We start from the raw sequence: 13,156 nt of genomic DNA, 5'->3' as shown, positions 1-13,156 counted from the left end.
GCACCGGGGGCGTGGACGGGCGGATGCCCGCCGACCGGTCAGGGGACGAGTTCGTCCACGCGCGCGGCCAGGGTCATGTCCTTGTCGGTGACGGCCCCCTCGGAGTGGGTGCTCAGGGCCAGGTGCAGGGTGTTGTACCTGATGTCGATGTCGGGGTGGTGGTCGGCCTGCTCGGCGGCCTGGGCGATCTCGTTGACCAGGGCGATGGCGGCGGAGAAGTCGGGCAGGCGGACAGTGCGGCGGATGGCGGGTGTGTCGGGGTCCAGTTCCCAGTCGTTGAGCCGGGTGAGGCCGTCCCGGAGCTGGTCCTCGGTGAGCTTCATGGTGGCTCCTCTCCCCCGTGGCCGGTCGTGTGGTCCGTAGTGGGTGTTCCCGGAGCTACCTACCCCCGGTGAGCTGTCCGATCACGCTCGGAACCGGTTTTCGGGTGGTCGGTGCGGCGGAGCCGCTCCTCAGATCTTCTTGTTGTGTTTTGACAGAAAAAAACGCCCACCTTTACTACGTAGATCCTTAGTAGGTCCGTGTTACCAAGCTGAGGCCCGCGCCCTGACCTGCGCAAACCCCTCCCCCATCGGCCCGAGCCCACCTCGCAGGCTTGCGAAATCCCCCGCAGAGCGGTTCACTCTGGGGAACTCCGGCCCTCCCCCACCCGGCGGACGCCTCCCAGGCAACGCCCGCCTCTGCCCCCGGAAGCGAGCCCATGCCCCACCAGAAGCGCCGGTCGCTTCGCGCCCGCATGATCACGCTGGTCCTCATCCCCAGCACCGTGCTGCTCGTCCTGTGGTCCGCCTTCACCGTCCTGCTGGTCAACGACATCGACGAACTACGCACCACCGCCGCCCTCACCGAACAGGTCGGCACCCCCGTCGTCGAGGCCATCGGCGCCCTGCAACGCGAACGACGCGCCACCATGGACTCCGCCCGCGGCTCCAGAAGCGCCGCCATCTCCCTGAACCACACCCGGCAACAGACCGACGCGGCCGTGGAGACCCTCAGGCAGAACCTCGAGGGGTTCGACGGCGGGGACCTGCCCGAACAGGCCGTGGACTTCCAGAAGGCACTCAACCGGCTCGGCGCCCACCGCGCCCGGGTGGACGTCACCTTCCCCTCCGGGCTCAGCCTGGGGAACACCGCCGCCGTCTACACCGAGATCATCGAGCAGGGTCTGCGCGTGTGGGACGCCCAGGTCGAACGCGCCGACCCCGCACAGGTACCCCACCTGCGCTCCCTGACCTCACTGATGCGCACCCGCGAGCTCCTCAACCAACAGGACACCGTGCTGGCCCACGCGGTGGCCACCAACACCTTCTCCTCCCAGGCCCACGCCCAGTTCGCCGCGGCCGCCGGAGCCCAGCACTACACCTGGGACCGTGTCGGCGCGGAACTGAGCGAGGAGGACGGCGAGGAGTACGTGATGCTGGAGTCCTACTCCGTCCTGCAGCGCATCTACCAGCTCCAGGCGAGCATCATCGCCATGCCCATCCGGGGCACCGACACCATCCCGGTCAACGCCACCGCCTGGCAGGGCGCCGCCGAGGCCGTGGACGCACGCATGCGCGGCGTCGAACAGGACCAGGTCGACCACGTCATCGCCTTCAGCCACACCCAGTCCACGGAACTGCGCAACAGCGTCCTGCTGATGAGCGTGCCCGCCCTGGTCGCGGCACTGGCCTCCTCGGCCGTGGCGGTGGGCGGCACCCAGCGGCTGGGACGACGGCTGCAGGACCTGCGCACGGCCACCCTGGAACACGCACGGGTACGCCTGCCGGAGGTGACCGCACGGCTGCGCGTGGGCGGCAGCGTGGACGTGGACGCCGAGGTGCCCCGGCTGCACGTGGAACGCAGCGACGAGATCGGACAGGTGGCCGAGGCCTTCAACGACGCCCAGCGCGCGGCGGTGGCGGCCGCCGTGGAGGAGGCGCAGGTACGCGCGGGCGTGCGCAACATGTTCCGCAACATCGCCCGGCGCACCCAGGCCCTGGTACACCGGCAGCTGGGACTGCTGGACACCCTGGAACGCGGCGAGACCGACCCCAAGGTGCTGGAGGCGCTCTTTCGCATCGACCACTTCAGCACCCAGCTGCGGCGCAACGCCGAGAACCTCATGCTGCTGAGCGGGGACGCCCCGGTACGGCGGGGCCTGGGGCCGGTGCTGCTACACGAGGCGGTCCGTGCGGCGGCGAGCGAGATCGAGGACTACACCCGGGTGCACATGCTGGCGCTGCCCCAGGTGGCACTGCGCGGCGAGGTGGGCTCGGACGCGGTACGGCTGCTGGCGGAGCTGTTGGAGAACGCCACGTCGTTCTCCCCTCCGGGCACGGAGGTGATGGTGCGGGGCCGGGCCGTTGAGGACGGCGGCTACGCGCTGGAGGTGGAGGACCGCGGACTGGGGATGACCGAGACCCAGCTGGAGGCGGCGAACGTGCTGCTGTCGGACCCGCCCCGGTTCGACCTGGCCACGATGCGCGAGGACTCACAGCTGGGACTGTTCGTGGTGGCCACGATCGCGGCACGGCACGGATTCGAGGTGACACTGCGGGCCTCGGCCTCCCAGGGCACACGCGCGGTCGTCATCGTGCCGGAGCGGCTACTGGTCTCCAAACCCCAGCACCCGCGCGCGGTGGAGGCGACGGGACCGCACCGGCGCCTGGACATCGCGGGCGCGTCCGCGGGCGGGACGGGCACCCTCTCCGCCCCACCGACCCCCGACTCCCCCGAACCCTCCCAGGACACGGTTCCCGCGCCGGAGGAGACCGCCCGCTCCGGTGGGGAACCGAGCGGCGCCCAGGGCACCACCACACAGGTGCGGGCCGTGGAGGACACACAGGAGACCTACAAGGGCCTGCCCCGGCGGCGACGCAAGAACGTGGCCCCCGCCCCGGCGGCTCCCACCGCCCGGCCAGAGGATGAGGGGGAGGACGGCGGGCAACGACCGCTGTCGGAGATCCAGTCGATGATGAGTGCTTTCCAGACCGGGACGCTGCGCGCACGCGCCGGGTCCGGGGAGTGGAACGAGGACGGCGCGCGCGATGCGCGCCCCGATGAGAGCGCGAAAGGGTGATGTCGATGATGGCGGACGCTGCGGCGCAGGGCCGCGTCAGCGACGCTGACGCTGCGGAGGAACAGTCTCCGGTCAGGACGCTGGACTGGCTGTTGGGCGACCTGGTGGAACGGGTGGCGGGAGCACAGCACGCGCTGCTGCTGTCGGCGGACGGGCTGCTGCTGTCGGCCTCACCCGACCTGGACCACGAACGCGGTGAACGCCTGGCGGCGATCGCGTCGGGGTTCGCCAGCCTGGCCCGCGGGGCCCGAGGGCAACTGGGCGCCGCCGAGGTGCGCCAGACGGTGGTGGAGATGGACAGCGTGTTCTTCTTCGTGCTGGCGGCCGGACGGGGCGCCTCGCTCGCCCTGGTGGCCGCGTCCACGTGCGACATGGGCCAGGCCGCCTTCGAGGTGAACCGCCTGGTGCGCCAGGTGGGGCCGCACCTGTCGGCACTGCCCCGACGCGGTGGCAGGGGCGGAGGGGGGTGAGCCCATGGAGGCGGTGCCGCCCGGATGGGATCCCGGGCAGGAGGAGCCGTTCGAGTCGAGTCTGATCCGGCCCTACTCGCTGACGGGTGGGCGTACACGCCCCTCACGCTCGGATTTTTCGGTGACGTCACAGGTCGTGGCGGTCCCGTCGGTGTCACAGGAGCGCATGGACCCGGAGGTGGAGTTGATCCTGTCACTGTGCGCGCGGCCGGTGTCGATGGCCGAGGTGGCCTCCCGGTCGGGCCTCCCGTTGGGTGTGGTGCGGATCCTGCTGGCCGACCTGTTGGACCAGGGATACGTGACGGTGCGTACCTCGGACTGGGAACGGCGGCGCCCGGACGCCGGGACGCTGCGTTCGGTGCTGGAGCGTATCCGGCAGCTGTGAGGTGGAAGTGGTGTGACGTGGAGTGGATGGGACGTTGGTCATGATGGGCGCCGAGGGCGCGGGACCGGTTCCCGACACCTTGAAGATCGTGATCGCGGGAGGTTTCGGGGCGGGTAAGACCACCCTGGTCTCAGCGGTGAGCGAGGTGGAGTCGTTGCACACCGAGGAGGTGATGACCTCCGAGAGCGTGGGTGTGGACGACCTGGACGGGGTGGAGGGCAAGGCCACCACGACGGTGGCGCTGGACTTCGGACGGATCACGTTGGACGGGTCCACGGTGGTGTACCTGTTCGGCACACCGGGTCAGCGGCGGTTCTCGTTCATGTGGGAGGAACTGGCCGATGGAGCGCTGGGCGCGGTGGTACTGGCCGACACGCGCCGCCTGACGGACTCCTTCGACGTGATCGACTTCTTCGAGTCGCGCGGGGTCCCGTTCGTGGTGGCGGTGAACTGCTTCGACGGGCAGCGCACGCACCGGGCCGACGACGTGCGCGTGGCGTTGGACGTGGAGGAGCGCGTACCACTGCTGCTGTGCGACGCGCGGGACCGGGAGTCGGTCAAGGAGGTGTTGACGGAGCTGGTGGCGTTGGTGCTGCGGCTGGAGCTGTCGGGCGCCTGAGGGCGCCGGTGAGGGGGGAGGCGTGGCGAGGTGGGCCCGGCGCGGAGCGCGCCGGGCCCACCCGCGCGGGAGGTCAGCGTGCGGCGGCTCGACGGTTCACGGGCACGATCATCGGGGTGTGGGTCTCGGGGTCGTCGATGACGCGCACCGGCAGGCCGAAGACCTCCTCCACCAGATCGGCGGTGACGACGGTGGCCGGATCGCCCTCGGCCACGATGGCGCCCTCCTTCATCACGATGAGGTGGGTGGCGTATCGGCAGGCGTGGTTGAGGTCGTGCAGGACGGCCACCAGGGTGTGGCCGCGCTCGGCGTGCAGATCGGCGCACAGGTCGAGCATGTCCATCTGGTGGGCGATGTCGAGATAGGTGGTGGGCTCGTCCAACAGCAGCAGAGGCGTCTGCTGGGTCAGGACCATGGCCAGCCACACGCGCTGGCGCTGGCCTCCGGAGAGCTCGTCCACCGAGCGGTCGGCCAGATCGGCGATCCCGGTGGCCTCCATGGCCTCGGCGACCACGGCCTCGTCCTGCGTGGACCACTGGCGCAGGAACCCCTGGTGGGGGAAGCGGCCGCGGGCGACCAGGTCGGCCACGCCGATGCCGTCGGGGGCGATGGAGGTCTGCGGGAGCAGGCCCAGACGGCGGGCGACCTCCTTGGCGGGGTAGGAGCCGATGACCCGACCGTCCAGGTGCACATGGCCCCGCGCGGGCTTGAGGGTGCGTGAGAGCGCCCGCAGCAGGGTGGACTTGCCGCAGGCGTTGGGCCCCACGATCACCGTGAAGGAGTTGTCGGGGATGGTGACGGCCAGGTCCTGGGAGATGACGCGCTGCTCGTAGGCCAGGGTGAGGCCCTGTCCGTGGAGGCGGGAGGCGGCGTCGTCTGCAGTGGTCATGGTTCTTCCTCGGTCTCGCTCAGGCACGTCCGCCGCGCCATTCGGTGTACAGCAGCCAGATCAGGTAACTACCGCCGATGACGGCGGTGACCACGCCGGCGGGCAGCTGGACGGGTGCCAGGGCGCGCAGGGCGACCAGGTCGGCGACCACGAGCAGGGCCGCTCCCATCAGCGCGGAGCCGACCAGGGTGGTGCCCCCCGCGCGTGTCAGGCGCCGGGCCAGCTGGGGCGCGGCCAAGGCGACGAAGCCGATGGGACCCGCGACGGCGATGGCGGCACCGGTCAGGGCGCTGGCCGCGGCCAGCGAGGTGAGCTGGGTGGCCTGGGTGGACACGCCCAGGCCACGCGCGGTGTCATCGCCCAGTTCCATGAAGCGCAGCCGCTTCCCCTGGGCGAGCAGGACCGGACCCAACAGGGCCAGGCAGACCCACACGGCGGCGACCTCACCCCAGCCGCGGCCGTTGAGGCTGCCGATCATCCAGATCTGGGCGCCCAGGGCGTCGGTGAGTTCGGCGCGTGTCAGGAGGTAGTCGCGCACCGAGCCGAGCATGGCGGACACGCCGATACCGACCAGGACCAGCCGGTAGCCCTGGACGCCGTTCTTCATGGCCAGCAGGTAGACGACGGCGGCGGTGAACAGCCCTCCGGCGATGGCGCCCAGGGAGACGGCCACACGTCCGGCACCGAAGACCAGGATGACGGTGACGGCTCCGGTGGCGGCGCCGGAGGTGAAGCCGATGATGTCGGGGCTGCCCAGGGCGTTGCGCGACAGGCTCTGGAAAACGGCTCCGGCGACACCCAGGGCGGCGCCCACACCGATCGCGGTCAGGGCGCGGGGCAGGCGCACGCCCTGGACGAAGAACACGTCGAGGCGCTCCCCGTAACCGGCGATGGCACCGGGAACGGCTCCCAGGGGGATCCCGTAGTCACCGACGGAGACCGACACGATCAGCACCAGGGCGCTGAGGAGCGTCAGGGACAGGCAGACCACGAGGGTGCGCGGGCGCACGAGCAGGGACAGGCGTTCGCCGAACAGGCGCAGGGCGAAGGAGCCGCGGGGTGTGGTGCGGCCCCCGCTGGTCCCGGAGCGGCGCGGTGGGGCCAGGGTGTCACTCACAGCTGGGCCATCCTTCTGCTGCGGACCAGGGCGATGAACAGGGGCGCCCCGACGAAGGCGGTGATGATGCCGACCTCCAGTTCGGAGTTGGGCAGGACGACGCGGCCGAGGATGTCGGCCGCGGTGAGCAGGACGGCGCCCAGCACAGCGGAGTAGGGCAGCAGCCAGCGCTGGTCGGGGCCGGTGATCAGGCGTGCGGCGTGCGGGATGACCAGGCCGACGAACCAGATGGGGCCGGCGGCCGCGGTGGCGGCGCCGCACAGCAGGATGACCGCCACGGCGGTGGCGGCACGCACGAGGGGGATGTTGGCGCCCAGGGTGGCGGCCAGGTCGTCGCCCAGGGCGACGGCGTTGAGGGAGGGACCCAGGCACAGGGTCAAGGCCACGCCCGCGACGAGGAAGGGGGCGACCTGCCAGAAGACGTCGAGGTCGCGGCCGGTCAGGGAGCCGACCTGCCAGAAGCGGATGCGGTCGAAGACGAAGTCGTTGAGGACGAAGACGCCGTGGATCAGGCCCTGGAGGACGACGGTCAGGGCGGTTCCGGCCAGGGCCAGGCGGACGGGGGTGGCGCTGGCGCGGCCGCGTGAGCCCAGGGTGTAGACGGCGGCGGCGGCCAGGGCGGCGCCGACGAAGGCGGGCCAGACGTAGGTGGCCCCGGTGGAGCCGAAGGCCAGGGCGGTGACGACCACGGCCGCGGCGGCGCCGGAGTTGACGCCGAGGATGCCGGGTTCGGCCAGGGGGTTGCGGGTCAGGGCCTGCATGAGGGCTCCGGCCAGGCCCAGGGCGGCGCCGACGAAGACGCCGATGACGGTGCGGGGCAGGCGCAGGCTGCGGATGACGTCGTGGTCGTAGGAGCCGTCGTAGGCGGTCAGGGCGGCCCAGACGTCGGTGGCGGGGATGGGTTTGGAGCCGACGGTGACGCTGAGCAGGGCGCAGACGGCGAGGATGCCCAGGGCGGCGAGGAGTCCGATGGGGCGGATGACGCGCCTGGCGGGTGTAGGGCGCGTGAGGGTGGGCGCGCGCAGGGCCACGGCTTCCCCGTTCGTCGTTGCGTGGGTGGTGTTCCGGGCTGGTCGGGTGGTCGCAGCCCTGGTGGCATCGTCGGGAGACCGCGTGCCAACTAGGACAGGCTAGCCTTACCTACGCCTTGTTCGCACGGAAGGGTGCCTTTTGTTCCGGTAAGGCGCAGATCCGGTCCCGGGCATGGCCCTCAGGCGAAGAAGTCCCAGCCCATGCGCACCAGCAGGGCCAGAACGACCACGAGCAGGACGGTACGCACGAACCCCGAGCCGCGTCGCAGGGCCATGCGGGCGCCGACCTGGGCGCCGATGATGGTGCAGATGGCCAGGCCCAGGCCCAGGAGCCAGTCGACGTGGCCGCCCAGGGCGAAGACGGTCAGCGCGCCGAGGTTGGTGCACACGTTGACGATCTTGGCCGAGGCGGAGGCCGAGACGAAGTCCATGCCGATGACGGCGGTGAAGGCGACGATGAGGAAGACACCGGTGCCGGGGCCGATGAGGCCGTCGTAGAAGCTCACGCCGAGCCCGGCCAGGGCGACGGCGGCCAGGACGCGGTTGCGGGTGCGCAGGCGCGGGTCGGTGGCGGCGCCCATGGCGGGGCGGAAGTAGACCATGAGGGCCACTCCGGCCAGCACGACCATGATGACGGGTTTGAGGACGTCGGCGGTGAGCGCGGCGGCCATGGCGGCGCCCAGGCCCGAGCCCAGCAGCGCCAGGGCGGCGGTGGGCAGGACCACGCGCCGGTCGATCCTGACCTTGCGGGCGTAGGCGATGGCGGCGGAGGTGGTGCCGAAGACGGCGCCGAGCTTGTTGGTGCCCAGCAGGGTGGCCAGGGGTGTGGTGGGTGCGGCGACCAGCAGGGCGGGCAGCAGCAACAGGCCGCCTCCGCCGACGACGGCGTCGACCCAGCCCGCGGCGACACCGACCAGCAGGAGCAGGCCGAGGATCTCGGGGTCCATCTACCGCACGTGCCTGGGGGGAGAGGTGATCATGGGTTCTTTTCGGGACGGGGACGGGGGTGTTGTCCGGAAGAGCTTATCCCTCGTTCGGCGGGGTGGTCCTGCTTAGAACCGTTTCGGGAAACACATTACGAAGCGCCACCTGTACTAAGTAGATTCGTAGTGGTGGAAAGAAGGCGGCGACGCCCGGAAGCAGGGGGCGTCGCCGCCGTCCGTGGGACCGGTCAGAACCGGGAGCGCTCGAACCAGGCCCGGGCCTGCTCCAGCGCCTCGGGGGCCAGTTGGTGTCCCCAGGGATGCTCGTACTCCTCCACCCGCGCTCCCCTGTCCTCCAGCTGGGAGGCCAGCAGGCGCGCCTGGTCGATGGTGGTGATGGGATCACTCACCCCCGAGCCCAGGAACACCCGGATCCCGGACAGGTCCACCGGATCGGGCTCGCGCCCCTGCAGCGGCGCCCCGGCCGCGAACAGGGCCGCGCCGCACAGCAGGTGGGGGTGGAGCAGCAGCAGGGCCGCGCCGGTGTTGGCGCCGTTGGAGAAACCGCTGACCACGATCCGCCCGGGGTCCAGGTCATAGGCGCGGGTGGCGGCGGCGACGAAGTCGGCGAGTTCGGCGGTGCGCCCGATGAGGTCCTCGACGTCGAAGACGCCCTCGCGCAGGCGTCGGAACCAGCGGTTCATGCCGTTCTCGCTCACCTTGCCGCGCGGCGAGAGCAGGGCCGCGCCGGGTGCCAGGGCCCGCCCCAGGGGCAGCAGGTCGTTCTCGTCGGCGCCGGTGCCGTGGAGTAGCAGCAGGGTGGGCGCCCCCGGTTCGGTGGCCGGGGTGAAGACGTGGACGAAGTCATCGGTGGTGGTCACTGGTCGATCTCCACGGCGGGCAGGCGTGCGGCGATCTGCTCACGGTCGGGCTCCAGCCACGGCGGGAGCCTGAGGGATCGGCCCAGTTCCAGCAGCGGCTCGTCGTAGTCGAAGCCGGGTCCGTCGGTGGCGATCTCCAGCAGGACCCCGCCGGGCTCGCGGAAGTAGATGGAGGTGAAGTAGCGGCGGTCGCGGATCTCGGTGACGCCCACGCCGTTCTCCTCCAGTTTCTGGCGCCAGGCCGCCTGGACGGGTCCGTCGGGGGCGCGGTAGGCGACGTGGTGGACGGTCCCGGCCGCGACCAGTCCGCGCTGCGCCCGGGGCCGGGCTAGGACGTCGACGATGGTGCCCACGCCCTGCCCGGAGGCGTTGGTGTGGAAGCGCAGCCGCTCGCCCTCCTCGCTGGCCAGGCGGAAGCCGAGCTGCTCGCCCAGCATCTCCACGGTGCCCTCCACGTCGTGTTCGGTCAGGGTGATGCCGCGGATGCCGCGGACGGCGTGCTCGGTGGGCACCGCTCCCCCGTCCCAGGGGTCGGTGTCGTGGTGGTCGGCGCTGGCGGCGAGCTCGATGACCAGCCCGTCGGGGTCGCGCAGGGTGAGCACATCCTCCTCGCCGCGCTCGGCGGGGCGGGTGGCCTCCACGCCCGTGGCGGCCAGGTGCTCGGCCCACCAGCCCAGGGAGCCCTCGGGGACGGAGAAGGTCGTGGTGGTGGCCTGGCCCGCGCCGACGCGCCCCGGGGGCGCGTCGGGCCAGGGGAAGAAGGTCATGATGGTGCCGGGGTTGCCCGACCGGTCGCCGTAGTAGAGGTGGTAGGTCTCGGGCGCGTCGAAGTTGACCGTGCGCTTGACCATGCGCATCCCCAACGCGTGGAGATAGAAGTCGGCGTTGGCCTGGGGGTCGCTGGCGATCGCGGTCACATGGTGGATTCCCGCGGGGCGCACGTCCATGTCCTCACCCTCCGTCGAGGTCGCGGCGTACCCGCCGACCAATGTAGTTTAATTTTAAACTATTCCATCCGTGTTGTCTCCTCCCACCCTTCCCCGGCACGCCTCGCGGAACAAGCAGGACCGCCCGTGTCGTACCGCCGCGCACGGGGCCGGTGGCCACGGTGCGGCGCCCCCGCGCGGCGACCGCCCGTGAGCCCGTCAGACAGCGCGGCACCGGGCCGAGCTGGAACTGGTCGGCCATGCTGGTGACGGCGTGGACCACCCCGGTCAGGGCGGTGGAGACGGCCGCGCCGGTGAGCAGCGTGGAGTCGGCCGCGCGGGCGCGGCGGGCCGCCCGCTACTCCCCCGGCCAGGGCCGCCGCGGTCAGCAGTGGCGCGGCCGGGGGCAGGAAGGCGGCGCAGGCGCAGGCCCACCAGCGCCGCACTCGCGCACAGCCCCAGCGCGAAGGCCACCGCCCCGCCCCAGCCCACGGTGTCGTAGACCAGGCCGCCCAGCCAGCCGAAGAGGCTGGAGCCCAGGTAGTAGGCCAGGGTGTAGACCGCCATGGCCTGGGCGCGCCCGGCCACCGCGCGGGCGCCCACCCAGGCCGACGCGGTGGCGTGGGCGGAGAAGAAGGCGAAGGTCATCACCAGCAGGGCCGCCAGCAGCCCGGGCAGGGCCGTGCTGAACAGCCCGCCCAGACCGGCGGCCATCAGCGCGGTGGAGGTGGCCAGCACGGCGTAGCCGCCCCAGCGGGCGACGGCGTTGCCGGCCACGGCCGAGCCCAGCATCCCCGCGGTGTAGGACAGGAAGAGCAGCGAGGCGGCTGCCTGGGACAGCCCGAAGGGTTCGGCCATGAGGCGAAAGCCCAACAGGTTGTAGACCGTCATGAAGGCGCCCATGAGCAGAAGCGCCTGGGCGTACAGAGCCGGCAGGCCGCGCGTGGCCAGGGCGGCGCGCAGGCGCACGCCCGTGCCGGAGGCGGCGGGCCCGGGACCCGCCGGAGCGCTGTTCCCGGCGGCCGGCGCGCCACCGGCCGTGGCCGCACCGGACCCGGCCCCGCCGCGGCGGCGGCCGCGGGGCAGGACCAGGACGAACACGGCCAACGCGGCCAGGCCCAGCAGGGTGTTGGCGGCGATCCCCCACTGCCAGCCGCCCAGGTCGGTGGCGAACCCCGCCAGCAGGCGCCCGCCCATACCGCCCAGCGGGTTGCCCGCGATGTACAGGCCCGTGGCGCGCGGGGCGTCGGAGGGGTGGACCTCCTCGGCCAGGTAGGCGACGGCGGCCGCGGGCACCCCGCCCAGGGCCGCGCCCTGCAGGGCGCGCAGGCCCAGCAGCAGCCACAACTCCCCCGAGAAGGGGGTCAGGCAGCCCAGCACGGTCGCCGCCAGCAGGGAGGCGGCGATGATCCGGGCACGGCCGAAGCGGTCGGCGGCTCCGCTCCACACCAGGGTGAAGCCGGCCAGGCCGCCGGTGGCCAGGGAGACCGCGAGCGCGCCCTGGGAGGCCGAGGCGCCGAACCCGTCGGCGATGGCGGGCAGGATCGGCTGGACCGCCCACAGTTGGGCGAAGGTCGCCACGGCCGCGGCCACCAGCGCGAGGACCGTGCGCCGATAGGCGCTGGTGCCCGCACGGGGCCGGGTGTCGTGATCGGGCGGCGAGGCGCCGGTCAGGGTCATGGTTCCACGCTAGGAAGACCCGTTTCATACGTCCAATCCATGATTTCGCGTTGGCTCATACTGAAATGCATGGAACGTGGAGAACACCCCGACAGCTCCGACCTGGACGCGCTGGCGCGGGTACTGGCGCCGAGGCTGCGCATGGTGGCGGCGGTCGCCGCGACCGGACACATCACCCAGGCCGCCGAGTCCCTGGGAATGCCCCAGCCCACCCTGAGCCGGTCCCTGGCCCGGATACAGGAGGAACTGGGAGTGGCCCTGGTGGAGCGCAGCGGGCGCGGGGTGCGCCTGACCCGGGCCGGGCGGCTGCTGCTGCCGCACGCGGAGCGGGCACTACAGGACCTGCGGCAGGGGATGACGGAACTGGCGGGCGCCGAGGAGGGGCGGGTGGCGTTGACCTTCCTGCCCACGCTGGGTGTGGAGGTGGTCCCGGCACTGCTGCGGGGCTTTCGGGCCGAGCACCCGGGGGTGCGGTTCTCCCTCACCCAGGAGCCGTGGGCGCAGTCCCTGCGCAGGCTCTCGGCGGGCGGCGCCGACCTGGCGCTGACCTCGCCGCTGCCCTCGCGGCCGGGGTTGGCCGCGGCGACGCTGCACACGCAGATGCTGCGGCTGGTGGTGCCCGAGGGGCACCCGCTGGCACGGGGCAGGGCCCGGGAGCGGGGGGTGCCGGGCAGCGCCGCGGCGCGCGAGGGGTTCGTCCTGCTCAAGCCGGGGCGGGGAGTGCGTCACCTCACCGACCAGCTGAACGAGCGGGCCGGATTCACGCCCCGGGTGGCCTTCGAGGCCGACGACATCGCGACCGCGCGCGGGCTGGTGGCGGCCGGACTGGGGGTGTCGGTCCTGCCCGCACGGCCCAAGGGGGCGCTGAACGGGACGGTGGAACTGCCGCTGCGGGGCGTGGACGCCCGTCGGCCCGTCGTGGTGGTCTGGCCCGAGGAGGGTTCGGGCGGCGGGTACGAGTCCCCGGCGGTGGCGTTGTTCCGCGACTACGTGCGGCGGGTGGGCCCCGGCGTCATCCCCGACATGACCGGGTGAGGCGGGCCCCGAAGGTGCCGCTCCGGCCACACGACCGCGTGAGGACGTCTTCGATGCTTCGCGGAGCGTCCCGGACCCGCCTCTGTTCCTGAGGCACCCCCGCGCCGGCCTCCGTGCCAGGCCGGCGCGGGGAGTCCTT

Annotated in this window: 13 protein-coding genes; 5 read left to right on the top strand and 8 right to left on the bottom strand. The window is 72.3% G+C overall.

Features of this window, described 5'->3' with window-relative positions; genetic code table 11:
* Positions 1-38 precede the first annotated feature (38 nt).
* On the bottom strand, positions 39-323 hold the full coding sequence (locus tag FYX01_RS10075; RefSeq protein WP_150239848.1) for a 4a-hydroxytetrahydrobiopterin dehydratase: 285 nt from the start codon (positions 321-323) through the stop codon (positions 39-41).
* A 377-nt stretch (positions 324-700) separates the two neighbouring features.
* Here FYX01_RS10075 and FYX01_RS10070 point away from each other — a divergent pair, with 377 nt between their 5' ends.
* From FYX01_RS10070 to FYX01_RS10055, 4 genes are read left to right on the top strand one after another with little or no spacing between them, the layout of a single operon-like run.
* Positions 701-3,061: a nitrate- and nitrite sensing domain-containing protein gene (locus FYX01_RS10070; RefSeq protein WP_150239846.1), complete on the top strand. Its 2,361-nt coding sequence runs from the start codon at positions 701-703 to the stop codon at positions 3,059-3,061.
* A complete protein-coding gene (locus tag FYX01_RS10065; protein WP_150239844.1) occupies positions 3,061-3,531 on the top strand; it encodes a roadblock/LC7 domain-containing protein in 471 nt (156 codons plus the stop codon). The genes FYX01_RS10070 and FYX01_RS10065 overlap by 1 nt, the downstream gene beginning before the upstream one ends.
* A 4-nt stretch (positions 3,532-3,535) precedes the next feature.
* Positions 3,536-3,916 (top strand): DUF742 domain-containing protein, encoded by a 381-nt coding sequence (locus FYX01_RS10060; RefSeq protein WP_150239842.1) that lies wholly within the window; start codon positions 3,536-3,538, stop codon positions 3,914-3,916.
* A 43-nt stretch (positions 3,917-3,959) separates the two neighbouring features.
* A complete protein-coding gene (locus tag FYX01_RS10055; RefSeq protein WP_190394268.1) occupies positions 3,960-4,535 on the top strand; it encodes a GTP-binding protein in 576 nt (191 codons plus the stop codon).
* A 73-nt stretch (positions 4,536-4,608) separates the two neighbouring features.
* Here FYX01_RS10055 and FYX01_RS10050 read toward each other — a convergent pair whose 3' ends face one another.
* The 7 genes from FYX01_RS10050 to FYX01_RS10020 form a co-directional block, all read right to left on the bottom strand.
* A complete protein-coding gene (locus FYX01_RS10050) occupies positions 4,609-5,424 on the bottom strand; it encodes an ABC transporter ATP-binding protein (RefSeq protein WP_150239840.1) in 816 nt (271 codons plus the stop codon).
* A gap of 19 nt (positions 5,425-5,443) precedes the next feature.
* The gene (locus FYX01_RS10045) at positions 5,444-6,541 is read right to left on the bottom strand and encodes a FecCD family ABC transporter permease (RefSeq protein WP_150239838.1); all 1,098 of its coding nucleotides are present in this window, start codon (positions 6,539-6,541) and stop codon (positions 5,444-5,446) included.
* A complete protein-coding gene (locus FYX01_RS10040) occupies positions 6,538-7,572 on the bottom strand; it encodes a FecCD family ABC transporter permease (RefSeq protein ID WP_150239836.1) in 1,035 nt (344 codons plus the stop codon). The genes FYX01_RS10045 and FYX01_RS10040 overlap by 4 nt, the downstream gene beginning before the upstream one ends.
* Before the next feature lie 179 nt (positions 7,573-7,751).
* A complete protein-coding gene (locus FYX01_RS10035) occupies positions 7,752-8,519 on the bottom strand; it encodes a sulfite exporter TauE/SafE family protein (protein WP_150239834.1) in 768 nt (255 codons plus the stop codon).
* A 224-nt stretch (positions 8,520-8,743) separates the two neighbouring features.
* Entirely contained in the window at positions 8,744-9,376 is a 633-nt protein-coding gene (locus FYX01_RS10030; RefSeq protein WP_150239832.1) for an alpha/beta hydrolase, read from the bottom strand.
* Positions 9,373-10,323, bottom strand: coding sequence for a ring-cleaving dioxygenase (locus tag FYX01_RS10025; RefSeq protein WP_150239830.1), 951 nt, complete (start codon positions 10,321-10,323; stop codon positions 9,373-9,375). The genes FYX01_RS10030 and FYX01_RS10025 overlap by 4 nt, the downstream gene beginning before the upstream one ends.
* Positions 10,324-10,590: 267 nt before the next feature.
* On the bottom strand, positions 10,591-11,982 hold the full coding sequence (locus FYX01_RS10020) for an MFS transporter (protein ID WP_150239828.1): 1,392 nt from the start codon (positions 11,980-11,982) through the stop codon (positions 10,591-10,593).
* Between the two features lie 69 nt (positions 11,983-12,051).
* Here FYX01_RS10020 and FYX01_RS10015 point away from each other — a divergent pair, with 69 nt between their 5' ends.
* Positions 12,052-13,017 (top strand): LysR family transcriptional regulator, encoded by a 966-nt coding sequence (locus FYX01_RS10015; RefSeq protein WP_150239826.1) that lies wholly within the window; start codon positions 12,052-12,054, stop codon positions 13,015-13,017.
* The last annotated feature ends 139 nt before the right edge of the window (positions 13,018-13,156 follow it).

The organism is Nocardiopsis quinghaiensis (assembly GCF_008638365.1).
GTDB classification, from domain to species: domain Bacteria; phylum Actinomycetota; class Actinomycetes; order Streptosporangiales; family Streptosporangiaceae; genus Nocardiopsis; species Nocardiopsis quinghaiensis.
Note: the sequence above shows the minus strand (reverse complement) of the source record. Positions and strands in the feature narration are given on the sequence as shown.

Excerpts from the sequence above, each read along its gene's own strand:
- FYX01_RS10015 (WP_150239826.1), top strand. The coding sequence starts at position 12,052 with ATGGAACGTGGAGAACACCCCGACAGCTCCGACCTGGACGCGCTGGCG.
- FYX01_RS10050 (WP_150239840.1), bottom strand. The coding sequence starts at position 5,424 with ATGACCACTGCAGACGACGCCGCCTCCCGCCTCCACGGACAGGGCCTC.
- FYX01_RS10035 (WP_150239834.1), bottom strand. The coding sequence starts at position 8,519 with ATGGACCCCGAGATCCTCGGCCTGCTCCTGCTGGTCGGTGTCGCCGCG.
- FYX01_RS10065 (WP_150239844.1), top strand. The coding sequence starts at position 3,061 with ATGTCGATGATGGCGGACGCTGCGGCGCAGGGCCGCGTCAGCGACGCT.
- FYX01_RS10020 (WP_150239828.1), bottom strand. The coding sequence starts at position 11,982 with ATGACCCTGACCGGCGCCTCGCCGCCCGATCACGACACCCGGCCCCGT.
- FYX01_RS10060 (WP_150239842.1), top strand. The coding sequence starts at position 3,536 with ATGGAGGCGGTGCCGCCCGGATGGGATCCCGGGCAGGAGGAGCCGTTC.
- FYX01_RS10070 (WP_150239846.1), top strand. The coding sequence starts at position 701 with ATGCCCCACCAGAAGCGCCGGTCGCTTCGCGCCCGCATGATCACGCTG.
- FYX01_RS10025 (WP_150239830.1), bottom strand. The coding sequence starts at position 10,323 with ATGGACGTGCGCCCCGCGGGAATCCACCATGTGACCGCGATCGCCAGC.
- FYX01_RS10055 (WP_190394268.1), top strand. The coding sequence starts at position 3,960 with ATGGGCGCCGAGGGCGCGGGACCGGTTCCCGACACCTTGAAGATCGTG.
- FYX01_RS10075 (WP_150239848.1), bottom strand. The coding sequence starts at position 323 with ATGAAGCTCACCGAGGACCAGCTCCGGGACGGCCTCACCCGGCTCAAC.